This is a genomic window from Cryobacterium sp. SO1 (assembly GCF_004210215.2).
Classification (GTDB): Bacteria; Actinomycetota; Actinomycetes; order Actinomycetales; family Microbacteriaceae; genus Cryobacterium.
In genome coordinates, this window is sequence record NZ_CP067394.1 from 1,458,169 (window position 1) to 1,482,969 (window position 24,801).

Below are 24,801 nucleotides of genomic sequence, written 5' to 3' on the forward strand. Positions count from 1 at the left end.
CACGACGATGTGTTCCCTGCACAGGGTCGACAGACTCTTGGCCTTGACCCTGTCCCTAGGACATGGCGTTGACTTATCTATCGACAGATTGTTGACAGCGAAGGGCACACAGAAATGGACAAACCGGTGGCGAAGCAACCGTTGCCTCGGCGGAGCCGTCATGGTCATTGACGTGCCGATGCGATCATGGTGGGCTGCCGTCATCGACGGTATCGATTCCTCAAGCGAACGAGCGCGAGAGTCCCTGTCTCTCGGGGCCGGCGTGATCGCTCTGGCGGTCGTATCCGTCATCACACTCGTGGTCTTCCGGTTGCAGTCGTTGCCGATCGCGGGGGAGGCATCGATCGGGCAGCACGGCGCCATAGCCTCTGCCTTCGTTGCCATCGTCGCGTTCGCCGCAGGCCGCTGGATCGTGCCGCGCCCACGCGGCGCCCGACGAGTCTTGAACGTGCTCGATGTCGTGGCGCTGGCCGTGGCCCACTCTGTGATCGCACTGCTGACCTGGGCGCTGGCGGTCGAGATCCTCGACCGAGCTCTGATCGGCGCCGTGATTTTCGGGATACCTGGAGTGATCTTGGCGGGGGCGATGGGCGCTATCACCGCCTACATCGTGTTCCAGTCCGCTGTACGTATGCGGCCGGCACTAATGGCCCGGGTGCTTGTGCTCTTTTTCGTCGAAGGGGTTGTGGCCAGCATGCTGGCGGCGAGCGACCCGCAGTGGTGGAACGCTGATTTCAGCGCCCTCGGCGTGACCGGCGACGCGTCCGCTCTGACGTTCAATCTGACGCTGATTGTGGCCGGGCTCATCATCACCACGCTTGGGCGGCGTGCCCCACTCGGAATCCCGACCACTCACGAGCACGGTATCGCCCGCGTGCGGCTGAGCCTCGTTGTCATCGGGATCTTGCTAGCGCTCGTCGGGGCGTTGCCGGCCGATTCGTTTTATTGGCTGCATACCGCTTTCGCGGTCGGCATTGCCGTCGTTTTCGGGGTGCTCGTCGTTCTGCTGCCGCGTTGGATTCCCACGATGCCGACCGCTTTCGTCATGCTCGGACGGATGGGCATCGGCATCCTCGCCGTGCTCTTTGTGCTGTTCGGTGTCGGCTATTACACGCTGACCGCCGTTGAACTGGTAGCGGGGTCCCTCATCCTGACCTGGATCAACCTGTTCATCCGCAGTGCGGCGGCGATTCGGCGAGACTTCGCTGATGACTCGGCAGTGCGCAAACAACGCCAGGGCTGCGCATCATGAGTCGAGTTGTGGCCGTTCTCGTGGCCTCACACCGTTAGCGCACCCGCTGGGCGGTGAACTGCATGCGCGGGTGAGCGTAGGAGCTCTGAGCCTGCACGAGTTGCAGCTCTCGCTCACCCGACTGATACGTCAGTTCGATGAGATCGAACACGCTGGACGCGGTCCGTTCCAACGCCACCGCAGCGTCACCTGTCGCGCGGTAGTGCGCCGAGAAGAGCGCGGCGGTGACGTCGCCCGAGCCGTTCGCTTTGAAAGGCAGATGGGGAGTCTGCACGATCCACGCGCCCGCAGCATCCACTGCGAGCATCTCGATGGTGTCGGGGTCGCGGTCGGGGCGTTCCACACTGGTCACGAGCACGGTGCCCGGTCCCATCGCCTGGGCGAGGCCGACAGAGTCGAGTGTCGAATCCAGTGTCGTCGGCTCGGTGCCGGTGAGGAAGCCCAACTCGAACTGGTTCGGCGTGATGATGTCGGCAACGGGCACCACGCGATCCCGCAGCAGATGGGGGATCTCCGGCGCCACGAAGCACCCGGACTTGGCGTTGCCCATCACGGGGTCACACGCGTAGATGGCCGAAGGGTTCGCCGCCTTCACCCGCCGCACCGCATCCACGATGACGTCGCCGATGCCGGTGCCGCCCTGGTATCCCGAGAGCACAACGTCGATCTGGGGGAGCACGCCACGTTCCTCGATGCCGAGGATCACATCGTGCACATCCTCGGGGGTGATGAGGGATCCGCGCCACGCGCCATAGCCCGTGTGGTTGGAGAAGTTGACCGTGTTGACCGGCAGCACCTCGACCCCGATGCGCTGGAGGGGGAACACGGCCGCCGAGTTGCCAACATGGCCGTGAGCGACGGCCGACTGAATCGAGAGAATCTTCACGAGATCAATCTTCCTCCCTTCTCTGCCACCAGTTTCTCCACAAGCATGATCGTCGACGGGGTGCGCTATCCACCTTTCGTCCGTCCGGTATAGCCCGCTGGCTCAGTCGTGCTCGCGCTCCTCGGCCAGGGGTCGGGCCGGAGCCGGGACTTGATAGAACCCCCGCCCGTTCCGGCGATCACGCAGAGCAACCACGCCCTGGAGCGCTCCAAGCGCGAGCCAAATTGCTCCGAGGGACACCCTCGCTACGTTGGGCCCTTCCACCACCGCAACGAGGACCCATGCCAGTCCGACGCAGCACCAGACAATCCCCACCCAGAGTCGGGGCCTACCGACTATCCGACGTGCCAGTCCTGGTTTCGCAATCCCCGACTTTGCCATGGGGCCACGATACCCGCCCGCCGCTCAGCGCGGTCGTGGTCAACCTCAAGGAGACCCTGGGCAGTGTCAGTGCGCGGCGCGAGGGCGGAACGGTTTGCCCGCGGTGATCCGAACGGGACGGAGCAGACCAGCACGCCGACGAACAGCATCACCAGCGAGACCACGCAGGCCATGAAGATGTAGGCCAGCGGCATGACGTCCAGCACCAGCAGCGCCATCACGGCGACGGTGAGCGCCAGGTTTACCCAGATCAGCTTGGGCCGCAGCGTCGGCCGGTCGGCGCTGATGATGGTCGCGAGTCAGCTTGCCTGGCCGGAACGTTGACACCCGGGCAGCGACTGCGCCATCGCATCAACGCGACGACCCCGCCGCTCTCGTTGGGAACGAGGACGGCGGGGTCGAAATGCACGACGTTGTTACGGCGAGCAGCGCGCCCCTTCCTCAGGAAGCTCGAGGTTGACCAGGTAGTTGGCCACGACCTCGTCTACGCAGTCGATGCCGGAGGCGATCGTGCCGTGCTCGTTGGCATCGACGGTCAACAGTCGAGCGCCGAGGGTCTCAGCGAGGCTGATCCCGCCGTCATGAGGCGTTACCGGATCTCCGATGGCGGAGGTCACGAGTACCTGGGGAAGTCCCTCGATGTCCGTGGCGTAGGGGAAACCGAGCGTGGATTCGCCGGGCCACTCCGCGCATCCGTTCAGTGACGCAGGGTCGGTTCCCGAGTCGAGGAACGGTGCTACTTCGTTCATCTCGTTGCCGAGGTCGCTCATCTCCTTCTCCGTGAGGCGTTCCTCGTCTACGCAGTTGATCGCGAATGTCGCTTCAAAGCTGTTGGTGTAACCACCGGTCGCGGAGCGACCGTGGAGGCCGTCTCTCAGCGCGAGAAGCGCATCCGGCCGGCCTGCTTGCAGCTCGGTCAGGCCGTTGGCGATGCCAGGCCAGAGGCTCTCCGAATACAGTCCGGAGAGGATTCCGTCGGCCGCGGCGAGGAAGGTCAGCTCACGACCGTCGGCTGCCAGGAGCGGCTCCTGGACGAGCGGCTGCAGAAGCCCCTGCACCGCAGCGGATGCCTGTGCGGGGTCGGTCCCGACGGGGCACGGGTCCTGCGTTGCACAGAACTCCGCGAAACGGTCGAAGGCGGCTTGTACGCCGGCGGCTTGTTGTGTCTGGCGTCCCTGAGTGTCTTGGAGCGGGTCGACGGCGCCGTCGAGAACGAGCGCGCGGACCTTGTCGGGGAACATCTCGGCGTACACAGTGCCGAGGCGCGAGCCGTAGCTGAGGCCCGCGTAGGTGAGCTTGTCGTCGCCGAGCGCGGAGCGAAGAATGTCCATGTCCCGTGCGACATCCCGGGTTCCCAGATGCGCGAGCATCTCTTCGCCCCCCGAACCCTCAGCGCACTTTTCGACGATCGCTCGTGTGGTCTCTTCCGTCCACGTGCCCAAAGCAGAGATGGGCTCGTTGCCGTCGCGCTCTTCGTCCGTGTAGCAGTCCACTGAGGGGCTGGACAGCCCAACCCCACGCGGGTCGAAACCAACCACGTCAAAGTTCTCGGCGATGGGTCCGTCAGCCCACAGAGTAGCGACAATGGGTGCGAAAGTCGTCGACGGGAACCCGGGTCCGCCCGGATTGACCACGACGGAACCCACCCGGTCACTGCTACTGCCAGTGGCAGCGATGCGCGACAGCGCGAGCTGGATCTTTTCGCCGCCGGGGTTTTCATAGTCGAGTGGAACCTCCAGCGTGGCACAATCCGCCCTTTCCGCTGTCTCGATGACCGTGGGCACTGGTGGCTGGTCGTCCACAATCATGGGGTCGCACGCCCCGAATTCGAGGTCCTGCTCCATGAACTGCTGGAGACCTGCGCCACTCGCGCTTTCGTCATCGGTCGGGGCGGTACAGCCCGCAAGGAACAAGAGGGAGACCGCCGCCGCGGAGGCAACTGCCGCCGTCATCCATCGGTTGCGGGAGGAGTCCTTGTGGCGACTCCATTCTTGGTTGGCGAGATCCTTCACTGTCTGGGTCCGTTCTGGTCGGTGGTGATGTCAATGCTCTCTGTGGGCGGGAGGGCGAGCGCTGCGGGGTCGATTTGCTCTGGGCGGTACACGGTCATGGTGCTCCTTGAATTGAGGCTCTACTGTGAGCTGATCGGGTCGCGGTTCTGCGGCACGAAGAGCCGGCAGGGGTGACGACGACTGTCGTGCTTCAGTGATGGCTACTTGCCATTGACGTGCTTCTTTATGAAAGACCCTGTCCAAGGCACAGGGTCAAGCGACTGCTTCCACAGAGCTGGCGGGTTTGACTGTGTCCTAGGCACATGGAGTTCACTCGAGAACATCGTCGGCGTTGGTCGGCAACTGACGGGAGGCCATTTGACCTGCCGATTCTGAAGCACAAGGACACGGAGTACCTCTTTTGATTGAAGCCCACTCTCTGACCAAGCGTTATGGCGCGAAGACCGCCGTCGATGCGATCGATTTCACCGCGCGTCCGGGTGTGGTGACGGGTTTCCTTGGGCCTAACGGTGCGGGTAAATCGACGACGATGCGGATGATCGTCGGGCTCGACCGGCCCTCCGGTGGGTCGGTGACGGTGAACGGCAAACCGTACGCCGAGCACCGGGCGCCGCGGCACCAGGTCGGGGCTCTGCTCGACGCCAAAGCGGTGCACGGAGGCCGAAGCGCCCGCAACCACCTGCTCGCGATCGCGGCGACCCATCGCATCGCCAAGGACCGGGTCGACGAGGTCATCGGCATCACCGGTCTGGAATCCGTGGCGCGCAAGCGCGTGGGCGGCTTCTCGCTCGGCATGGGCCAGCGACTCGGCCTCGCGGTGGCGCTGCTGGGCGACCCGGCCACCCTCATCCTCGACGAACCGGTGAACGGTCTCGACCCCGAGGGCGTCGCCTGGGTGCGGGTGTTCCTTCGCGGCCTCGCTGCCGAGGGGCGCACCGTGTTCCTCTCCTCGCATCTGATGAGCGAGATGGCGCAGACCGCCGACCACATCATCGTTCTCGGGCGGGGGCGGATCGTCGCGGATGCCCCGGTGGGCGACATTCTCGCGCAGGCCGGAGGCGACAGGGTGAAGGTGCGCTCGCCCGGGGCGACGCGCCTCGCCACGATCCTCGAATCCGAGGGCGCCTCCGTGACGCTCGCCGAGCCCGACCTGCTCTCGGTCAGGGGCCTCGCTTCACCGCGGATCGCCGCGCTGGCTGCCGCGGCGGGAGTCCTCGTCTACGAGCTCACCCCGATCGCGGGTTCCCTCGAAGACGCCTACATGGCACTGACCCGCGACGAGGTCGAATACCAGACGACACCGACCCATGCGGGGGAGAACCGATGAGCACGACCACCACGAAGGCATTCACGCCAGCGGGCCACAATCTTTGGTTCGGCGGCATCCTGTGGTCGGAATGGGTGAAGCTTCGCAGCATCCGCTCGACCTGGTGGCTGTACGGGATGCTGCTCGCGATCACCGTCGGTTTGGGAGCGCAGGTGGCGTCCTCGCTCGGCTTCGGCAGCGAGGACGTCGAACCTACCCGCGAAGCCGTGCAGGCCTTGGGGGTGTATGCGAGCGCTGTGAGTACCGACTTCACCGGCCTGATCGTGAGCGTTCTCGCCGTGCTGTTCATGGCCGGTGAATACGGATCGGGAATGATCGGCACGACGCTGACGTCCGTTCCCAAGCGCGTGCCCGCCCTGCTCGGCAAAGCGATCGTCTTTGCTGCGGTGACGTTCGCGGTGAGCGCCATCGCCATCGTGATCACTGCCCTGCTCTCGGTCGCTGTGCTGGCAGAAAGGGGTATTGACATCGACCTGGGCGACGCGTACTACTGGCGGGCGCAGCTGGGCGTTGTGCTGTACCTTGTGCTCGCTGGTCTCATCGGGTTCGCGATCGGTGCGATCCTCCGCAGCACAACGGGTGGCATTGCGGTGACGCTCGGACTGTTGTTCGCGGCGCCGATCGCGGCGAGCTTGCTGATCAAGGGCTCGTCGGATAGGTGGATTCAGAACGTTGGGAGCCTGCTGCCGACAGAGTTGGGAGAAGCGCTCTTCAAGCACCCCGGCCAGTGGGCGTTCATCGCTCCCGACGCGCCCCCGCTGCAACCGACGCCAGGCCTCTGGGCGTTTGAACCCTGGCAGGCGGGACTCCTGCTCCTCGCATGGGTGATCGCGCTGCTCGCCGTCGCCGCGACGCTTCTCAAGCGCCGCGATGCATGACGCCGTGACCCAAATCAGCACGTTCGCTCTGACCGAGATCGCGGAAGGCCCAGCCGGAGTTCTCAAAGCGTCGGCACATCGGCAAGATCGTCATCCAGCCGTAGGGGGCGTAGACCACGAAGTCCCGGAAACCTCAGGGTTTTCCGGGACTTGGGGCGTGAGGCAACGGAGACCGGCAGCTTCGTCGGTCCTGCATCCAGCTAGCCGAACGGGACGGAGCCGACCAGCACGCCGACGAACAGCATCACCAGCGAGACCACGCAGGCGCGCCAGAGGACCTTCTTGTGGTGGTCGCCGAGGTTGACTCCGGCGAGGGAGACGAGCAGCAGAATCGCCGGCACCAGCGGGCTCTGCAGGTGCACGGGCTGGCCGATGATCGAGGCGCGGGCCATCTCCACCGGGTCGATGCCGTAGGTCGCCGCGCTCTCGGCGAGCACGGGCAGGATGCCGAAGTAGAACGCGTCGTTGGACATGAAGAAGGTCATCGGGATGGACAGCACCCCGGTGATGACCGCCAGGTACTCACCCATCGAGGCCGGCACGACCTGTACGACCCAGTCCGCCATGGCAGTGACCATGCCGGTGCCGTTCAACACGCCGACCAGAACGCCGGCGGCCAGCACCATCGAGACGACGCCGACGATACTGGGCGCGTGCGCGACGATCTCGTCGGCCTGACTGCGGAGCTTCGGGAAGTTGATCACCAGCGCCAGCGCGGTGCCGACCATGAAGATGTAGGCCAGCGGCATGACATCCAACACCAGCAGCACCATCACGGCGACGGTCAGCGCCAGGTTCACCCAGATCAGCTTGGGCCGCAGTGTCGGCCGGTCCGCGCTGAGCATGGTGTCGGCCATCGCGGTGTCCCGCTCGTCCTCCAGCACCAGCTGCTCGGCCAGGGTCGTTTGCCCTGCCGGCATCCGCTGGCCCGGGTGCACCGTGAGGATTCCGGTGGTGGAGAGGGTCGCAGCGGCTCCCGGCCGCACATCCGTGCCGCGCACGATGCGGTTGCCGCCGAAGAGCTTGCGCGCGAAGCTTTGCGTCGCCGACGGTGCGGCATCCGCCTGGGCGGCGGGGGAGTGCTCAAGGGAGCCGATGCGCTTGCGCTCGCTCAGCCCGAGGAACCAAGCGAACGCCAGCGCAATGATGATGCCCGCCGCCAGCGAGGGCAGCATCGGCACGAAGATGTCGGTCGGCGAAACCCCGAGCGCCGATGCGGCCCGCACGGTAGGGCCACCCCACGGCACGATGTTGAGAGTGCCGTTCATCAGACCGGCCACGCAGGTGAGCACCACCGGGCTCATGCCCAGGCGCAGGTAGATCGGCAGCATCGCCGACGTGGTGATGATGAAGGTTGTGGACCCGTCGCCGTCGAGCGACACCGCACCGGCCAGGATCGCCGTGCCCAGAACCACCTTGGCCGGGTCGTTGCCGAGGAAGCGGGTGATGAACCGGATGAGGGGATCGAACAGCCCGACATCGATCATGATGCCGAAGAACATGATCGCGAACATGAGCAGCGCCGCCGTCGGGGCGAGATCGCCGATCGACTCGAGGATCATGTCGCCGAGACCCAGACCGGCGCCGGCGAAGAGCCCGAAGATCGTGGGAACGAGGATCAGGGCAACCATCGGCGTGAGCCGCCTGGTCATGATGAGCACCATGAAGGTGAGGATCATGGTGAATCCGAGTATGACGAGCACATCGACTCCTTTGTCTATGTCTGGATGGTGCGGCCGAGTCGGGTAACCCCGCTCGAGGTGTCCGCCGAAGCGGATGACGATGAGTGTGAAGCCTAGACAGGCCGCACCCGCCGCCTCCGGTATCTCGCTTTGCCGCACGTATTGCGCATATCGTTACTTGTGCGCATTCTGCTCGATGCGCCGCAAGGAGGCGGACGATGCGGTTCTCAACGCAGATGTTGCTGCTCCAGCTCGCCTGCGTCACCGTCGTCGTCGCGATCTGCACCGGCGTGTTCGTCGGGATCGGGGTGCAGCAGCTGCGCGCCGAGGCCGAGACCTCGGCGCTGTCGATCGCACGCACTGTCGCCGCCGACTCCGATGTGCGCGCCGGTGTCGCCCAAGCGTCGTCCGACGCCGGAACGCCGACGAACGCGAGTCTCCGCGGCGGACCGCTCTCCGTTCTCGCGGCCGCGGCGGAGGCGAACACCGGCGCGCTCTTCATCGTGATCACCGACGACCACGGCATTCGGCTCGCGCACCCGGACCCGCAACTGCTCGGCGCGGTGGTGAGCACCGAGTTCGCCAAGGCTCTGGCCGGACGCGAGACAGTGTCGTGGGAATCGGGCACCCTGGGCGCCTCGGCGCGCGCCAAGGTTCCAGTCCGCGACCCCGACACCTCGGTTCCGGTGGGGGAGGTGAGCGTGGGTTTCGCCCCGAGCAGCGTTTTCCAGGAGCTTCCCCTGCTGCTGGGCGGTGTCGCGCTCGCTGCCGGGGTGGCCCTCGCCCTGGGCGCCGTCGTGTCGTTCATCATCCGTCGCCGCCTCGAGCGCCTCACCCTCGGCCTGCAACCCGAGGAGCTCTCGGCGCTCGTGCAGAACCAGGCGGCGGTGCTCGACGGCGTCGGGGACGGGGTGCTCGCCTACGGCCCGGACGATGTGGTGACCGTCGCCAACACCACGGCCGCGCGGCTGCTCGGGATCTCCGACCTGGTCGGACGCCGCATCCACGACCTCGTACTGCCTGGCCCGGTGATCGCGGCCCTGACCGGTGAACCGACCGAACCGTCGACCGGGCGACGGGCAGCGGATGCGGCCGATCCGGTCGTACTCGCCGACCACATCGTCTACATCGACACCCACCCGGTGTCGCGCGCGAATAGGGACCTGGGCGTGATCGCGGTGATCCGCGACCGCACCGACGTCGTCACCCTCACGGATCGCCTGGAAACCGTGGCCTCGATGACCGAGGCACTGCGGGTGCAACGGCATGAGTTCGCGAACCGTCTGCACGTGACGGCCGGTCTGATGGACGCGGGCCGTGTGCCCGACGCCCGGGACTACCTCGACGACGTGCTGGACGCGTCCCGCGCCCCCGGCGGCCCGTTCGCGGGTGAGCATCTGACCGAGCCGTTCCTGCTGTCGCTCGTGCAAGCCAAGGCTGAGCAGGCCGGTGAGCGCGGCGTGATCCTGACGGTGGGCCCCGACTCCCTCGTTCGCGGCATCGTTTCCGCGCCGGCGGATGTGGCCACCGTGCTCGCCAACCTCGTCGACAATGCCGTGAGCGCGGCCGTCTACGGCGCAGAGCCCCAATGGGTGAACGTGGAACTGCTTGACGACGGCGACACCCTCGTCATGACAGTGTCCGACTCCGGGCGGGGCGTGGCCGACGAAGCACAGGTCTTCAGCGACGTGCAACGACCGGACGTGGACCCGGATGCGGTGCACGGGCGAGGGATCGGACTGCCGCTCGTGCGCGACATTGCGGCGCGTCTGGGCGGAGAGGTGTGGCTGGCCGATGCCGGCCGCCCAGGCGGAAGCGGAGCCGTGTTCTGCGCACGTCTGCCCGGCGTCATGCGGGCACCGTCCCGTCCAGCACAAGGAGAAGAACGATGACCGACCCCATTACCGTGCTCGTGGTCGACGACGACTTCCGCGTCGGCGGTCTGCATCGCGATATCGTCGCCGGGTGCCCCGGCTACACCGCCCTTGCGCCGGTTCGAGGAGTGCGGGCCGCACGCGCGGCGGTGCGCGACCTGCGGCCCGACCTAGTGCTCTGCGATGTCTACCTACCCGACGGCGACGGGATCGCCTTCGTCGCCGAAATCGACGTCGACGCGTTCATGATCAGTGCGGCTGCGGACGGCGCCACCGTGCGACGGGCGCTCCGCGCCGGCGCCCTGGACTACCTCGTCAAACCGTTCGAACCCGCCCGGCTCAGCGACCGGCTGGAGGCCTATCGCCGATTCGGCACCCTGGCCGCTGAGGACCGCCAACTCGACCAGGACACCATCGACAAGGCCCAGCGGGTGCTGCACGGTCGGGACGGTGTGGTATCCGGGTCGCGGTCCACGACCGAGAAGCTGCTCATCGACCTGCTCCAGGACGGTGAAACGTCGGCGAGCCTGATCGCCGACCGCGCCGGGTTGTCGCGCGCGACGGCGCAACGGCACCTCGCCGCCCTGGCCACCCGCGGTGACGTGGACGTGACGCTCCGATACGGATCAACAGGTCGCCCGGAGCACCGCTACAGCATTCGACGCTGATTCGCCGCGCCGTCTTCTGGTGTGGCGAATCCTTCGACCGGTAGGAGTGCGGGGACAGCGTGAGCCGTGGGCCCGGCCTCGGTCGTGGTCCGCAACGGCACGATCTCGGGCCGATCCGCGGTGCTGTCGATCGTGATGACCGCCTTCTCCTGGCTGGAGCGCAGGATGGCGTCCATGATCTCGAGGACGTGCAACGCGAGGCGGCCGGATGCGCGGTGTGGGCGGTTCTCGGTGATCGCCTCGGCCATGTCGGCGAGGCCGGCTCCGCGGCCGGTGTCGATGTAGCCGGCGGTGTCGGGGATGCGCTTCCAGTCCTGATCGCGAACGGCGGCCTCGACCACATCCGAGAACATGTTCGGGTCGGGCACGGTGACGGTGCCCTCCGTGCCGTACACCTCGAACTTGGGCGCGCGGCTCTTCCACACCTCGAAGCTCACGGTGACCGTGGACGTGACCCCGTTGGCGTGCTCGAGCAGGGCACTGACGTGGGTGTCGACCGACACCGGTAGTGGCGTGCCGGCTCGGGGGCCGGACTCGATCGTGCGCACACGGGCAGAGCGGGTGGCGATGCCGGTCACCCGGGTGACGGATCCGAAGAAGTGCACAAGCGCGCTGAGGTAGTAGGGGCCCATGTCCAGCAGCGGGCCGCCGCCGGGCTGATAGTAGAACTCAGGCGCGGGATGCCATCGCTCGTGGCCGGGAGCGGTCCACTGCACCTGCGCGGCGATCGGTTCGCCGATGAGGCCCGAATCGAGTGTCTGCCTGGCCGTCTGGATGCCGGTACCGAGAACCGTCTCCGGCGCGCTGCCCAAGCGGAGGCCGAGCTCTTCGGCGAGCTCGACCATGGGTCGTGCCTCTGCGGGCGTGAGACCGAGAGGCTTCTCCGTGAAGACGTGTTTGCCGGAGCGCAGGGCCCGGGTGCTGATCTCGACGTGGGCTGCGGGGATGGTCAGGTTGAGCACCGCGTCGACCTCGGGGTCGGTGAGTAACTCGTCGACGGTGAGGACTCGGACGCCGAACTCCTCTGCGACCTGCCGGGCGCGCTCTTGGTTGAGATCAGCCGCCGCGACGAGGCGCAGTCCGGGAAATGTCGGGAAGTTCGCAAGATACTGCTCGCTGATCTTGCCGACTCCGACGATTCCGACGTTCAGCGGGATGCCCACAGCAGTCCCCTTTCGATGATGGTCTTCAGGTTGGTTTCCTGGAGAATCTCGACGCGGTGGCCCGGGGTCGAAACGAAAATGCGTCCTGCGCCCCACTGACGAGTCCAGATTGCCGGGGACGTGACGGGCCGGGTCCAGGGATCCCAGGGGCGGACTGCCTGAGTGGTGGTGGCGAGAACATCGTTGTAGTCGTCGTGCAGCACCCAGTACTGCTCGGTGATCAGTTCAAAATCTCTGATGCCCTGCGTGATGGGGTGCTCCGCCGCGGCTGCCGTCATCTGGATGAGGTGAGGGACGTAATTGTCCGACTGCTCGCCGGAACGCTCGTCCGGATGTCTGCCGGGGTGCGCGGCGAATTGGCCACCGATCAGCTGCAGGTAGTCGGCGTTGTTCCGGTAGGAGTCGGCGATACCCCCATGCCACCCGGCGAGGCCGGTGCCGTTCTCAATGGCGGCGCGCAGGCCCAGGAATTCAGGCCCGTCGATGGAGGTCATGGTGTTCGCTTGGACGATCAGGTCGACCGTTCGCAGATAGTCCTCATCGGCGTAGACGGCGGTGGACCCCTCAACACGCACCTCAAAGCCGTGCTCCAGCAGGAACGGGATGAACAGCTCGGTCGCTTCGACCGGCTGGTGCCCATCCCACCCTCCTCTGACAACGAGCGCTTTTCTTGCGGGGGCAGCTGGGGGCGTTTTGGTCATCGTTGTCCTTGGTGTGCTGGGCGGATCTGACGTTCGTATCGACGTTCACATCGGTAGAAGCTGCGCAAGTTCCAGTGTCACTGGGAATTCGGAGTCAGTTTATAACGGCCAAACGGAGTACCGACGTCTAGGAAGCCAGCGACGACACGGGGCTGGCTCTGTCTCCCTGACCCGGCTACCGTGCTGCCCAAGGCGGGGTCGGCAAGATAACCGGCACGATCTCGACACGAGAACGCATCGGAAAGGACAACGAACATGAGCTTCACTCTCGACGAGACGGCCACCCCCGAGGAGGTCGCGCAAGCGTTCTCCAGCCACCGCTTCGAGGTAGCCTTGCCGCATCTCGCCGACGACATCGTGTGGAGCGTCGTCGGTGACGAGCCGGTGCTCGGGCGGGACGCCGTCGAGAAGCTCTGCCGACGGAGCGCCGAGGACCTCGTGGAGGTGACCACCGAGTTCCAACGCTTTCGCACGGTCGTCGGCGGTGACAGCGTCGTGGTGGACAGCCTCGCTCGGTACACCGAGGCAGGCGGAGACGTATCGGTAGTGGCGTCCTGCGACATCTACGACTTCGTCGACGGTCGCGTCACCGAGATCGTCTCGTACACGATCGAGATCGACGGCTGACGGCCGCTCGATCGTTCTCGATCTCGGTCTGTGCACCCTCCCACGATGAAGCCTGGTGGTCGGAGCGCCTGTCACCCTGACAGGCTGGAACAATGACAAACGTGATGACAGCAGCCGTATTGACCAGATTCGGCGGCCCCGAAGTCTTGGAACTGCACCACGACTGGCCGCGTCCTCGGCCCCAGAAGAACCAGGTCCTGGTGAAGGTGTCCGCGGCAGCGGTGAACAACACAGACATTTGGACCCGTCAGGGCGCCTATGGATTGCCCGAGGATCCTGCAGCTCAGGCCGGCTGGCTGGGCACCTTTGATTTTCCTCGAATCCAGGGAGGAGACATCGTCGGTGTCGTCGCCCTGGTGGGGGCCGGTGTGACCGGAGACCTGATGGGTCGACGGGTGCTCGTGGACCCTGCCCTGTACGGCTCCGAGGACGACAACGCGTCACCGGTGGGGTACCTGGGAAGCGAGGCGGACGGCGGGTTCGCGCAGTTCGTGGCCGTGGACGCGTCGCATGCCCACGACGTGCAGGACTCGCCGCTGTCAGACGAGCAGCTGGCGTGTCTGCCCGTCGCCTTCGGCACGGCGATCGGGATGCTCGAACGTGCGCAGGTGCAGGGCGGCGAGACCGTGCTGGTGACAGGGGCATCCGGGGGAGTGGGCCTCGCCCTGGTGCAGCTGGCCGCGGCGCGAGGCGCGCGGGTGCTGGCGATCACGAGTGGCTCCAAAGAGGATGCCGTACTCGCGAATGGGGCTGCTCGGGTCTTCAACCGGGACTCACCAGACATCCATGCCGAGATTGCCGCCGCGTCGCCCGCCGGGCTGGACGTTGTTGCCGACATCGCAGGCGGACCGGGAGTCTCGGCCCTGATGCCGCTGCTTCGGGACAACGGTCGATGGGTAATCGCCGGTGCCGTTGCGGGGCCGGTGATCGAATTCGACCTTCGACGTCTGTATCTGCACAATGTGCAACTGATCGGATCCTCGATGCACACCCGTGTTCATTTTCAACGTCTTGTCGAGTTGGCCCGCCGCGGGGACGTGCGCCCCCAGGTCAGCAGCACGTTTGCTCTGACCGAGATCGCGGAGGCCCAGACGGAGTTCTCCGCACGACGACACATCGGCAAGATCGTCATCCTGCCGCGCTGAGCCCGCCCAGGTGTGGCCACCGGTTGGAACGGCGGCATGGAGACGACCTACCAGGTCTTGACGTGTTTTCTCGGAATTGTTGCGCTAATACGTATAACCAGTTAGTTTTTCGAAAACACGGTAATACGCATAAGCAGTTGCCCGTGGCAACGTCTCACCGCCGAGAAAGAGAATCCCGCAATGTCGCGCACAAAGTCGCAACGAGTCACCCAGCGCACCATCGCTGAGCTGGCCGGCGTGAGTCAGGCCACGGTCTCGCTCGTTCTGAACGGCAAAGCAGATTCGACCTCGCGGATTCCTGAGGCAACACGCCGCCGGGTGCTCGACGCGATCGCCGAAACCACCTACGTGGCGGACCCCGCCGCACGCAGCCTCGCCGGCGTCGGCAACAACCTCGTTGGCATCTTCACCTACGAGCCGGCCTTCCCGCAGGAAACCTCGGACTTCTACGCGCCCTTGCTGATGGGCATCGAAACCACCGCAGAGTCGCTCGGTGTCGACCTGCTGATGTTCACCAGCGCGCCGATAGTCGATGGGCGCCGCCAGCTCTTCCACGAGAAGAACCGACTGCGGCTCGCCGACGGATGCCTGCTGCTCGGCCAGAAGATGGACACCGGAGAGCTCAACCGTCTCGTCGACTCCGGCTATCCCTTTGTGGCGATCGGACGACGGGACGATCCCGCTGGGCGCATCCCGTACGTCGGTGTCGACTACGCGAATGCCACGTCGAAGCTCGCGGAAGTCGCCCTTGCCCAAGGACATAGGCGTTTCTATTCACTGCACGTGCCGACCGATGCCGAATCCACCCGCGACCGCCAGTCCGGATTGGTGCGCGTGCTCGACGAGGCCCGAGTCGCCTTGACCAGCGCCACTACCGACGGCTCCGACCTCGAGGCCGCTTGGCGAGCCATCCGGAAAGCTGCGCCCACCGTGCTGATCGTCGAGGACGCCACCCACGCCCACCGCCTCGTCGATATCGCTGTCGCGGACGGTGTCGATATCCCGAACGACCTATCGATCGTGGTGCTCGGCGAGCGCACCCGTCCCAGCGAACGCGGCCTCGACTTCACCCGGCTCGCCGCTCCGCGCCCGCAGCTCGGCTCGAATGCGATCACTCTCCTTCACCAGATCATGAACGGCTCATCCGATGCCGTTGAACCACTACCGCACCGGCAACTGCTCGAGTGCGTCATCATCGAGGGCGCCACACTGGGCGCCCCGAGAATCGGGAGCGCTCTGTGAACCGCACGTCCCTCAGCACCGAAGTTCTCGTGGTCGGCGGTGGCATGGGCGGCGTCTCCGCAGCCCTCGCAGCGCTGCGCGGCGGCAAGCGCGTCATCCTCACTGAGGAATACCAGTGGCTCGGCGGGCAACTCACCAGCCAGGCCGTGCCAATGGACGAGCACACCTGGGTGGAGCAGTTCGGGGTGACGGCGTCGTACCAGGAGCTACGCGAAGGCATCCGCGACTACTACCGCGACAACTACCCTCTACTCCAGAAGGTGAAAGACCGCGCCGACCTCAACCCGGGTGCCGGCCTCGTCAGCAGGCTGTGCGCCGAACCTCGGGTGGCCGTCGCCGTCATCGACGCCCTGTTGGCGCGCTACCTCGGATCGCAACAGCTCACCATCATCAAGTCCGTCGTGCCCCTCTCCGCCGAGGTCGACGGCACCCGGGTGACCTCGGTGACGCTCGCCTCCCTGGCCGGTGACACCGAGACGACGATCACCGCCGACTACGTGCTCGACGCCACCGAACTCGGCGACCTGCTGCCCCTGACCGGCGCCGAATACGTCACGGGCACCGAGGGCCGAGACGAGACCGGCGAGCCCAGCGCGCCCGAGGTCGGCGACGCCGAGAATGTGCAGGCACTGTCCTGGTGCTTCGTGCTCGACCACGTCGACGGCGAAGACCACACCATCCCAAAGCCCGCGAGCTACGACTACTGGCGCAACTACGCCCCCGAATTCTGGGGCGCGCCGCTTCTGAGCCTGACGGCACCGCACCCGCGGACGCTGGAGATCGTCACCCGGTCGTTCAACCCGCTGGTCAATGACGACCCGACGACGCAGCTCGCCGACCAGCGTGCCGGCGGCGGCGACGAGGAACTGTGGGTCTTCCGTCGCATCCTGGCCAAGGGCAACCTCACCGACGGCCACCTGCAGGGTGACCTCGTGCTCGTGAACTGGCCGATGATCGACTACCTCGACGGCAACATCATCGATGCGGATGCCGCCTCGCGGGCGCGCCATCTGGAAGCCTCCCGTCAGCTCAGCTACTCCTTCTTCTACTGGTTGCAAACCGAGGCGCCCCGCCCCGACGGCGGGACCGGCTGGCCGGGGTTGCGGTTGCGCGGCGACATCACTGGTACCGAGCACGGACTAGCCATGGCTCCCTACATCCGTGAGTCGCGCCGCATCCGTGCCGAGTACACGGTCGTCGAAGGTGACCTGTCGATCGCTGCCCGCGGGCATGGCCAGCCGGCAACGTATCCCGACACCGTCGGGGTTGGGATGTACCGCATCGACCTGCACCCGTCGACGGGTGGGGACAACTACATCGACGTCGCGTCGGCGCCGTTTGAGATTCCGCTCGGTGCGATGATCCCGGTTCGCCTGGACAACCTCCTCCCCGCGGGTAAGAACGTCGGCACCACCCACATCACCAATGGGGCCTTCCGGCTCCACCCGGTGGAGTGGAACATCGGCGAGGCAGCGGGCTGGCTAGCGGCCTTCTGTCTGGACCACGCGGTGGATCCCCGCGTGGTCCGCAACACACCTCGGTTGCTCGAGGAATTCCAATCCCTTCTCACAACCCGGGGTGTCGAGCTGCACTGGCCCGACGTCACCGGCTACTAACCAAGGAGAATCGCTCATGAGATCAGCAAAGATGCTGACCGCCGTAGGTCTGCTAGCAGGGACATCGCTTCTGCTCGCCGGGTGCGCGTCGTCAGCCCCAGCAGCAGAGCCGAAGAATGTCGAATTGCGAATGACCGTCTGGACAGCGAACCAGGACCAGCTCGCCCTGTTCGACGACATCGCGGACCAGTACATCACAGAACACCCGGAAGTGAAATCCATCACATTCGAGCCGCTCCCCTTCGAGGACTACACCACAACGCTGACAACGCAGGTGGCCGGAGGCAAAGCACCCGACCTGGCCTGGATCCTCGAGAACGCGGCACTCGACTTCGTCGACAGTGGAGCGCTCGCACCGATCCAGGACGCGTTGGAGAAGACCGATGGCTACGAGTTCGACGACCTCAGCGAATCGGCGACGGCGCTTTGGCAGAAGGACGGCGAGCTCATCGCGTATCCATTCTCCACGTCGCCGTTCGTGATGTTCGCCAACGATGACCTCCTCCGAGCAGCAGGCCAGCCGACGGCTGCCGAACTGCAAGCCGCCGGCAAGTGGAACTGGGAGGGCATCTCCGAGGTCGGAGCTGCCGTCAATGCGGCCACCGGCAAGGCAGGTTTCGTTGTGCGGGACTTCGACTACACCTCCTGGGACAACCTCGCCTCGGTGTGGATGGGGTGGGGGGCCGAACCGTGGGGCGATGACGGAGCCTCCTGCGAATTCGACTCGCCGGAGATGGTGGACGCGTTCACATTCCTCCACGAGGCCGCGTTCGACAAGAAATCGATGCCCGGCCCGGGCACAACGGCCGATTTCTTCGCCGGGGAATCGGCGTTCACCGTCACGCAGATTTCGCGGGCATCCGTTCTGCCTGACTCTGGATTCGCCTGGGACCTCCTGCCCCTGCCCGAGGGCCCGGAAGGCGAGTACTCGATGGTCGGCCAGGCTGGGATCGGCGTGATGGCGTCAGGCAAGAACGCTCCCGTCGCCGCCGACTTCCTCGCATTCTTCAGCAGCCCGGAGAATTCCAAGAAGCTCGCCCAGTGGTTCCCGCCGGCTCGGACATCACAACTCTCAACCGAGACCCTCGCCGCAGCGAACCCGGTGCTCAGCGCCGGTCAGATCGAGAACGTCGTCATCCCGGGCATCGAGACCGGAGTGGTCCGCCCCGGCCACACCGACTCCGCCAAGGTCGGCCAGACCGTGCGCGCCGCACTTGACGCAATCTGGACGCCCGAAGCCGACATCGAAGAATCCCTCATCGGTGTGTGCGACGCCGTCGAGCCGCTTCTGGGGAAGTAAAGACGTCGTGACCACTCTCATCAAGTCACCGGCGGGGCGGGCTTCGGCTCGCCCCGGCGGGCGCCGCCCCCTCACCCACCTGCAGCGTGATGCACTGGCCGGCTACCTGTTCGTCGCACCGCAGGTGCTCGGCATCGCGGCCTTCGTGCTCGTGCCTCTCGCGCTCGTCATTTACTTCAGCTTCCACGAATGGAACGTGCTCGCGAACACCTTCACCTTCGTGGGAGTGGCGAACTTCGAGCGGTTCCTCGGCGACCCGCAGGTCGCTCCCGTCATGCGGACAACCGGGATCTTCTCCGTCGCCCTGGTCTTCTTCAACATCTCCCTGGCCCTGCTGCTGGCGGTGATGCTCAACCGCTCTCTCGCCGGAATCACCTTCTTCCGCACCCTCTTCTTCTCTCCGGTCGTCGTCTCCCTCGTGGCCTGGACCATCGTGTGGGGATTCCTGTTCCAGGACAACGGCGGCGTCAACGGCGCGCTAGAACTGGTCGGTGTGGACGGCCCGAATTGGCTTCGTGAAGGACCAACGGCCATGGCCGCCGTGGTCATCGTGCAGGTCTTCAAGAACGTCGGACTCAACATGGTGTTGTTCCTGGCCGCGCTCCAGGGGGTGCCGCAAGAACTCCAGGAAGCGGCACGGATGGACGGCGCCGGCCCGCGCACGATCTTCACCCGAATCGTCATCCCACTGATCTCGCCCACCATCCTGCTCACCTTCATCATCACCATCGTCGGTTCGCTGCAGGTGTTCGCCCAGATCGCCGTCCTCACCCAGGGCGGCCCAGGCATCTCGACCACTGTGCTCGTGTACTACCTGTTCCAGCAGGCGTTCCTCTTCGGAGAATTCGGCTACGGCTCCGTGCTCTCCCTCGTCCTGTTCCTTATCGTGCTCGTGCTGACGGTTGTGCAGTGGCAGCTCCGCAAGAAGTGGGTGTTCTATGAGAACTGACTCTGCAATCGAAACCCGCCCGGCAGCGACGGGGCGCCCCGGGCCCTCGGCGCCCGACCCCCACACGGTGGCAGGGCGCGCGGCCATCGTGAAGAAGACCGGTGACCGGTCCCGGACCGGGCGACGCGTGCTCTTCTATCTGGCGCTCGCGGTGATGTCGATTCCGTTCGTGATGCCCACCTGGTGGATGATCATCTCGTCGCTCAAGCCGATCAGCGAGATCTTCGCCTCCCCGCCCACACTCTGGCCGGCGAACCCCACCTTCGACGGCTACGTCAAAGCCTTCGAGATGCAACCGTTCGCCCAGCAGTACTTCAATTCGCTTTACATCTCCGTGCTCGTCACCGCCGGCACCATGCTGATCGCCTCGCTCGCCGGGTACGCCTTCGCTCGCATCCGCTTCCCCGGCCAGAACGCGCTGTTCCTGGTCGTGCTCGTCGGGCTCCTCATCCCCAGTGAAATCACGATCGTGCCGTTGTTCCAGATTTTCAACACCATGGGTCTGATCAACACGCACTGGCCGATCCTGCTCGTGTCGACCTTCGGGGCGCCCAGCGTGCTGGCGACGTTCATCATGCGGCAGTTCTTCCTGTCGCTGCCGATCGAACTCGAGGAGGCAGCCCGGCTCGACGGACTCGGACGGTTGCAGATCTGGTGGCGCATCGCGATGCCGCTGGCCGGCAGTGCCCTTGCGGCCGTGGCGATCTTCACCTTTCTCCACATTTGGAATCTCTACCTCGAGCCGACCGTATACCTGCAGTCGCCGGAGCTCTTCACCTTGCCGCAGGCGCTGACGCGCTACACGGATGCGTACGGCGGGCAACTCTGGAACGTTCAGCTGGCAGCGGCCACGATGACCGCGCTTCCGGTGCTTGTTGTCTTCGTCTTGGCGCAGAAGCAGTTTGTCGAGGGGCTCGCCCAGAGCGGGCTCAAGGGCTGACGCGGGCGGGCCTCGACGAGTGGGCGAGTGGTCCCTCAGACATCAAAGTGCAGTTGGGCAACCGGAGGAATGTAACCTATTGACCTCAAGGGGAATTCGTGCGAAACTTTCTTACATGCGGCACGGCCGCAGTCGCACCCTATAGGAGGCTCCATTGGTATCCCAGGACGCTCAACCGCTTGGCCCTGGCGGTGTGGCGATGGCCGGCCCTCAGCGCGAGCTTGCGGGAGCGAATACGCCGAATGTGGTTGCCCGGCTCAGTGCAATGCTGCCTGGACTGACGCCGGCCGAGGCCCGGATCGGGCGGGTTTTGCTGTCTGACACGACGGGCGCGTCCGCTCTGACGGTCAACGAACTCGCTGATCGTGCCTCGACAAGCACCGCGAGTGTTGTTCGTACCGCGCGCCGCCTCGGATTCGACGGCTACCCCCAACTCCGGCTCGCTCTGGCTGCACAGGGCGGCGCGAAACATGAAACTGCCGTTCCGGTGGGAGCCGACATCGAAGACGGTGACGGCATTGGCGTGGTCTTGACCAAGCTGGCCGCGTTCGAGGCTGAGCAGCTCCGCGCCACCGCCGAACTCGTCGATCTCGTCGCCCTGGCGAAGGTGATCGATCTTATTCGGGGTGCTCGCCGGATCGATGTTTACGGGATCGGCGCATCCGGGCTGGTCGCAGAGGACCTCACCGCGAAGCTGAACCGGGTGGGATTGTTCGCCAGGGCATACACCGAGTACGACGCGGCGATGGTCAGTGCCTCTCTGCTGGGGCCTGACGACGTGGCCATCGGCGTCTCCCACGCCGGGGAGAACCCTGGCACCGTGGCGCCACTGCATTCGGCCCGCTCGACGGGTGCGGGTACCGTGGCCATCACTGCCGCGACCCGGTCTCGATTGGCGGCGCAGGCGCAACACGTTCTGGTGACTGCGGGTCGCGAATTCGGGTTTCGTTCCGCAGCGATGGCCAGCCGCACCGGGCAACTCTTGCTCGTCGACGCCATCTTCGTTGGAGTTGCGCAATCGCTGCCCGCAGCCCGCGCCGCCCTCGAACGCACCTATGCCGCCGTCAGTTCCCATCCAGGACGAGTACGGCGACCATGAACAGCTTCAACGACACCAGGGAGAGTGACGTGGGACTAGCCACATTGGGAACCGAGACCGCGAATGACCGCACCACCGACCTGGACACGATGTCGGTTGCCGACCTGCTCACGGTGATGAACCAGGAAGACCGAACTGTTCCGCTCGCGGTGGCGGCGGCCCTGCCGGCCATCGAGAATGCGGTGCAAGCGATTGTGACCGCGCGCCGCCGTGGCGGCCGGCTCATCTATCTGGGTGCCGGCACCAGCGGTCGACTCGGTGTGCTGGATGCCGTGGAGTGTCCACCAACGTTCGGCACCGACCCTGGGGAAGTCCTTGGTCTTATCGCGGGAGGTGAGCGGGCCTTCCTCCGGGCTGTGGAAGGCGCCGAAGATGATCCGAGCTTCGCCGTGGCCGACCTGATAGCGGTCGGACTCACCGTCGATGACGTGGTCGTAGGCATCGCTGCCAGCGGTCGCACCCCGTACGTCATCGGCGGTCTCGACCATGCCCGAAGCATTGGTGCGTCCACCGTCTCGGTCTCCTGCAACCTCGGTGCCGCGATCAGCCAGCACGCCGACGTCGCCATCGAGGTCGACACCGGACCGGAGGTACTGACTGGTTCCACCCGTCTCAAGGCGGGTACGGCACAGAAGCTGGTCTGCAACATGCTCTCCACCGCCAGCATGATCCGCACCGGCAAGGTCTTCCACAACCTGATGGTCGACGTGCAGCCCACCAACGCCAAATTGGTCGACCGCGCCCGGCGCATCGTGAGCGCTGCCACCGGGGCAGACGAGGACACCGCGGCCGCCGCCATCGATCGGGCCGGCGGACGCGCCAAGACCGCCGTGGTGATGCTGATTACCGACACCGATTTCGCCACCGCCAGCGCTCGCCTCGAAAACGCAGACGGCGACGTTCGCACGGCCATTGCACTGAGCTGAGCCCCCGCGTTCGGCCACGATCGGTCAACAGTCACCCCGACCCCACTCCTAGGAGAATCTGCCATGCCCGAAAACATCCTCAGTCCCGTGCGCGGAACCGTGGTGCCGCTCGGCGACGTGCCCGACCCTGTCTTCGCCCAAGAAATCGTCGGCGGGGGACTGGCGCTTCAACCCTCGCGTCTTGCCGGCTTGGTGACCGCCGGCGCGCCGGTGAGCGGCACCATCGTTCAGATCCAACCGCATGCCTTCGTCATCCAGTCAACGGAAGGAACCGGGGTTCTGGTGCACCTCGGCATCGACACCGTCCGCCTGAACGGCGAGGGCTTCGAGGTGCTGGTGACCAAGGGTTCCACGGTGCAGGCCGGCGACCCCGTAGTCCGGTTCGACCAAGAGGTCATTGCCGCGCACGGCTACTCCGACGTCTGCCTGGTCATCGTTCTGCAGAGCCCGCCTGGCTCCGTGCCCGCACCGACGGACACCCGGACCATCGACGCCGCCGAGATGCTGTTCTCCTGGCCCAGTTGACGGACGCGTCCACCGCATGAAAGAAATCACCTCTCCCGCGCAACTTGCGCATCTTGCTCGAAAGGAAAGCAGTCATGGCCGACTCCCGACTCATTGCAGACCAGTTGCTCGTTGGTTTGGGTGGCGCCGATAACATCATCGACGTCGAGAACTGTATGACCCGGCTGCGTGTCGGTGTCCGAGACCAGAGCCTGGCTGACGTCGTAGCGCTGCGCGCGATCGACAACGTCATCGCCGCGTTGCCCGGCGAGAACTTTCAGATCGTGCTGGGCCCGGGTCTGGTCGACCGAGTGGCCATCGATCTGGAGGCAGCTCGCGGCGAGGCACTGTCAGAGGACTCCGGTCCCTCGACTGCTGATCAGCTGGCCGACAAGGGCTCCGCCATCCGGCAACAGAACAAGCAGCGCAACAACACCCCGGTCAAGAATGTGCTGAGACGCGTCTCCAACATCTTTGTGCCGCTGATCCCCGCACTGATCGCGTGCGGTCTCATTGCCGGGATCAACGGCATCCTGAGCAACCTGGCCACCAGCGGCTCGGTGCCGTGGCTGGCCGGCCTGTCGCCGATCTTCGGCGTCATGTCGAGCGGGTTCTTCGCGCTGCTCGCCGTGTTCGTCGCAATGAACGCAGCCAGAGAATTCGGCGGCACGCCCATCATCGGCGGTGTCATCGGCGGAATCATCGTCGCCCCCGGCGTCGTGAACATCGTCGTCTGGGGTCAGCAGTTGGCCCCCGGCCAGGGTGGCGTACTCGGTGCCATGGCGGCGGCCATCCTCGGCGCGTACATTGAACGGTGGGCCCGCAGGTGGTCGCCCGACGTGCTCGCGTTGTTCATCGTGCCCACGCTGACGGTGGTGCTCACCGGCCTCGCCACTCTGTTCCTCCTGATGCCGGCCGCCGGATGGGTGTCCGTACAGATCGGCATCGGCGCCACGGGGCTGCTGACCACGGCGGGTGCCTTCGCGGGCTTCGTTCTCGGCGGTCTGTTCCTGCCGCTGGTGATGACCGGCCTGCACCAGACTCTGACTCCCATTCACACCACGCTGATCGAACAGGTCGGCTACACGACCCTGCTGCCGGTGCTGGCTATGGGCGGCGCCGGTCAGATCGGCGCAGCGATCGCGGTGTTCTTCAGGCTCCGCCGTAACACGAGCATCGGACGCACCATCAAGGGCGCACTTCCGGCCGGCTTTCTCGGAGTCGGCGAACCGCTCATCTACGGCGTCACCCTTCCGCTGGGCCGGCCGTTCATCACCGCCTGCATCGGCGGCGCCTTCGGCGGCGCGGTAGTGGGACTCTTCGACCAGCTCGGCTACACCGTCGGCGCCATCGCCATCGGCGCCAGCGACCTGTCGCTGTTTCCCCTGCTCCAGGGCAGCCATGGTTGGGGTGTTGCCGCCCTGGGGTACGCATCGGGCTTGATCGTCGCCTACGTCGTGGGGTTCGTCACCACCTGGTTCTTCGGGTTCTCCCGCGACCAGTTGATCAGCCTGAACAGTGAGGACACGATCGATGCGGGACTGGTGCCTGCCGCCGACGTTGCGGCGACGGGAGGACCTGACGTTCGGGCCCCTGTACTGGCCGATTCACGCAACCGCTCCTAAGGGG

22 protein-coding genes are annotated in these 24,801 nt (G+C 65.7%); 16 read left to right on the forward strand and 6 right to left on the reverse strand.

All coding sequences use genetic code 11. The features are described from left to right. Window positions 1-43 precede the first annotated feature (43 nt). On the forward strand, window positions 44-1,252 hold the full coding sequence (locus BJQ95_RS06880; protein WP_256041555.1) for a hypothetical protein: 1,209 nt from the start codon (window positions 44-46) through the stop codon (window positions 1,250-1,252). A gap of 34 nt (window positions 1,253-1,286) precedes the next feature. Here the strand turns inward: BJQ95_RS06880 and pdxY are convergent, their stop codons facing one another. The 3 genes from pdxY to BJQ95_RS06895 form a co-directional block, all read right to left on the reverse strand. Beyond that, window positions 1,287-2,138 (reverse strand): pyridoxal kinase PdxY, encoded by an 852-nt coding sequence (gene pdxY, locus BJQ95_RS06885; RefSeq protein WP_130178486.1) that lies wholly within the window; start codon window positions 2,136-2,138, stop codon window positions 1,287-1,289. 335 nt (window positions 2,139-2,473) lie between these two features. After that, window positions 2,474-2,737, reverse strand: a complete 264-nt coding sequence (locus BJQ95_RS06890) for a hypothetical protein (RefSeq protein ID WP_130178485.1) — start codon at window positions 2,735-2,737, stop codon at window positions 2,474-2,476. A 198-nt stretch (window positions 2,738-2,935) separates the two neighbouring features. Continuing rightward, window positions 2,936-4,531, reverse strand: a complete 1,596-nt coding sequence (locus BJQ95_RS06895; protein WP_205750181.1) for an alpha/beta fold hydrolase — start codon at window positions 4,529-4,531, stop codon at window positions 2,936-2,938. Between the two features lie 400 nt (window positions 4,532-4,931). On the opposite strand from BJQ95_RS06895, the gene BJQ95_RS06900 reads away from it, so the two are divergent. Continuing rightward, entirely contained in the window at window positions 4,932-5,858 is a 927-nt protein-coding gene (locus tag BJQ95_RS06900; protein ID WP_130178484.1) for an ABC transporter ATP-binding protein, read from the forward strand. Then, entirely contained in the window at window positions 5,855-6,736 is an 882-nt protein-coding gene (locus BJQ95_RS06905; protein ID WP_130178483.1) for an ABC transporter permease subunit, read from the forward strand. Before BJQ95_RS06900 ends, BJQ95_RS06905 begins: the two co-directional genes overlap by 4 nt. Window positions 6,737-6,936: 200 nt before the next feature. Here BJQ95_RS06905 and BJQ95_RS06910 read toward each other — a convergent pair whose 3' ends face one another. Next, window positions 6,937-8,415 (reverse strand): SLC13 family permease, encoded by a 1,479-nt coding sequence (locus BJQ95_RS06910; RefSeq protein ID WP_240694863.1) that lies wholly within the window; start codon window positions 8,413-8,415, stop codon window positions 6,937-6,939. Window positions 8,416-8,636: 221 nt separating this feature from the next. Here BJQ95_RS06910 and BJQ95_RS06915 point away from each other — a divergent pair, with 221 nt between their 5' ends. Beyond that, window positions 8,637-10,310 carry a sensor histidine kinase gene (locus tag BJQ95_RS06915; protein WP_240694847.1) on the forward strand — a complete coding sequence of 558 codons (1,674 nt, stop codon included), beginning with the start codon at window positions 8,637-8,639 and terminating at the stop codon, window positions 10,308-10,310. Beyond that, on the forward strand, window positions 10,307-10,960 hold the full coding sequence (locus BJQ95_RS06920; RefSeq protein ID WP_130178481.1) for a response regulator: 654 nt from the start codon (window positions 10,307-10,309) through the stop codon (window positions 10,958-10,960). Before BJQ95_RS06915 ends, BJQ95_RS06920 begins: the two co-directional genes overlap by 4 nt. Here the strand turns inward: BJQ95_RS06920 and BJQ95_RS06925 are convergent. Both BJQ95_RS06925 and BJQ95_RS06930 read right to left on the reverse strand, forming a co-directional pair. Beyond that, a complete protein-coding gene (locus BJQ95_RS06925; protein WP_130178480.1) occupies window positions 10,942-12,123 on the reverse strand; it encodes a Gfo/Idh/MocA family protein in 1,182 nt (393 codons plus the stop codon). The genes BJQ95_RS06920 and BJQ95_RS06925 overlap by 19 nt on opposite strands. Next, the gene (locus BJQ95_RS06930) at window positions 12,108-12,824 is read right to left on the reverse strand and encodes a ThuA domain-containing protein (protein WP_130178479.1); all 717 of its coding nucleotides are present in this window, start codon (window positions 12,822-12,824) and stop codon (window positions 12,108-12,110) included. The genes BJQ95_RS06925 and BJQ95_RS06930 overlap by 16 nt, the downstream gene beginning before the upstream one ends. Window positions 12,825-13,079: 255 nt before the next feature. On the opposite strand from BJQ95_RS06930, the gene BJQ95_RS06935 reads away from it, so the two are divergent. From BJQ95_RS06935 to BJQ95_RS06985, 11 genes are all read left to right on the forward strand, one after another. Then, window positions 13,080-13,451, forward strand: a complete 372-nt coding sequence (locus BJQ95_RS06935; protein ID WP_130178478.1) for a nuclear transport factor 2 family protein — start codon at window positions 13,080-13,082, stop codon at window positions 13,449-13,451. A gap of 104 nt (window positions 13,452-13,555) precedes the next feature. After that, window positions 13,556-14,596 (forward strand): zinc-binding dehydrogenase, encoded by a 1,041-nt coding sequence (locus tag BJQ95_RS06940; RefSeq protein WP_130178591.1) that lies wholly within the window; start codon window positions 13,556-13,558, stop codon window positions 14,594-14,596. 180 nt (window positions 14,597-14,776) lie between these two features. Continuing rightward, window positions 14,777-15,838 carry a LacI family DNA-binding transcriptional regulator gene (locus tag BJQ95_RS06945; protein WP_130178477.1) on the forward strand — a complete coding sequence of 354 codons (1,062 nt, stop codon included), beginning with the start codon at window positions 14,777-14,779 and terminating at the stop codon, window positions 15,836-15,838. Next, window positions 15,835-17,454 (forward strand): FAD-dependent oxidoreductase, encoded by a 1,620-nt coding sequence (locus BJQ95_RS06950; protein WP_256041558.1) that lies wholly within the window; start codon window positions 15,835-15,837, stop codon window positions 17,452-17,454. Before BJQ95_RS06945 ends, BJQ95_RS06950 begins: the two co-directional genes overlap by 4 nt. A gap of 130 nt (window positions 17,455-17,584) precedes the next feature. Beyond that, complete coding sequence (locus BJQ95_RS06955; RefSeq protein WP_256041559.1) at window positions 17,585-18,754, forward strand: sugar ABC transporter substrate-binding protein; 1,170 nt, start codon at window positions 17,585-17,587, stop codon at window positions 18,752-18,754. Between the two features lie 7 nt (window positions 18,755-18,761). Continuing rightward, window positions 18,762-19,703 (forward strand): carbohydrate ABC transporter permease, encoded by a 942-nt coding sequence (locus tag BJQ95_RS06960; RefSeq protein WP_130178476.1) that lies wholly within the window; start codon window positions 18,762-18,764, stop codon window positions 19,701-19,703. Between the two features lie 67 nt (window positions 19,704-19,770). Next, complete coding sequence (locus tag BJQ95_RS06965) at window positions 19,771-20,643, forward strand: carbohydrate ABC transporter permease (RefSeq protein ID WP_240694844.1); 873 nt, start codon at window positions 19,771-19,773, stop codon at window positions 20,641-20,643. Window positions 20,644-20,908: 265 nt separating this feature from the next. Then, window positions 20,909-21,742, forward strand: a complete 834-nt coding sequence (locus BJQ95_RS06970) for a MurR/RpiR family transcriptional regulator (RefSeq protein ID WP_205750178.1) — start codon at window positions 20,909-20,911, stop codon at window positions 21,740-21,742. Window positions 21,743-21,771: 29 nt separating this feature from the next. Next, entirely contained in the window at window positions 21,772-22,668 is an 897-nt protein-coding gene (gene murQ, locus BJQ95_RS06975) for an N-acetylmuramic acid 6-phosphate etherase (RefSeq protein WP_165384980.1), read from the forward strand. 63 nt (window positions 22,669-22,731) lie between these two features. Then, window positions 22,732-23,193, forward strand: a complete 462-nt coding sequence (locus tag BJQ95_RS06980) for a PTS glucose transporter subunit IIA (protein ID WP_130178473.1) — start codon at window positions 22,732-22,734, stop codon at window positions 23,191-23,193. 74 nt (window positions 23,194-23,267) lie between these two features. Further along, window positions 23,268-24,797: a PTS transporter subunit EIIC gene (locus BJQ95_RS06985; protein WP_130178472.1), complete on the forward strand. Its 1,530-nt coding sequence runs from the start codon at window positions 23,268-23,270 to the stop codon at window positions 24,795-24,797. Window positions 24,798-24,801 lie beyond the last annotated feature (4 nt).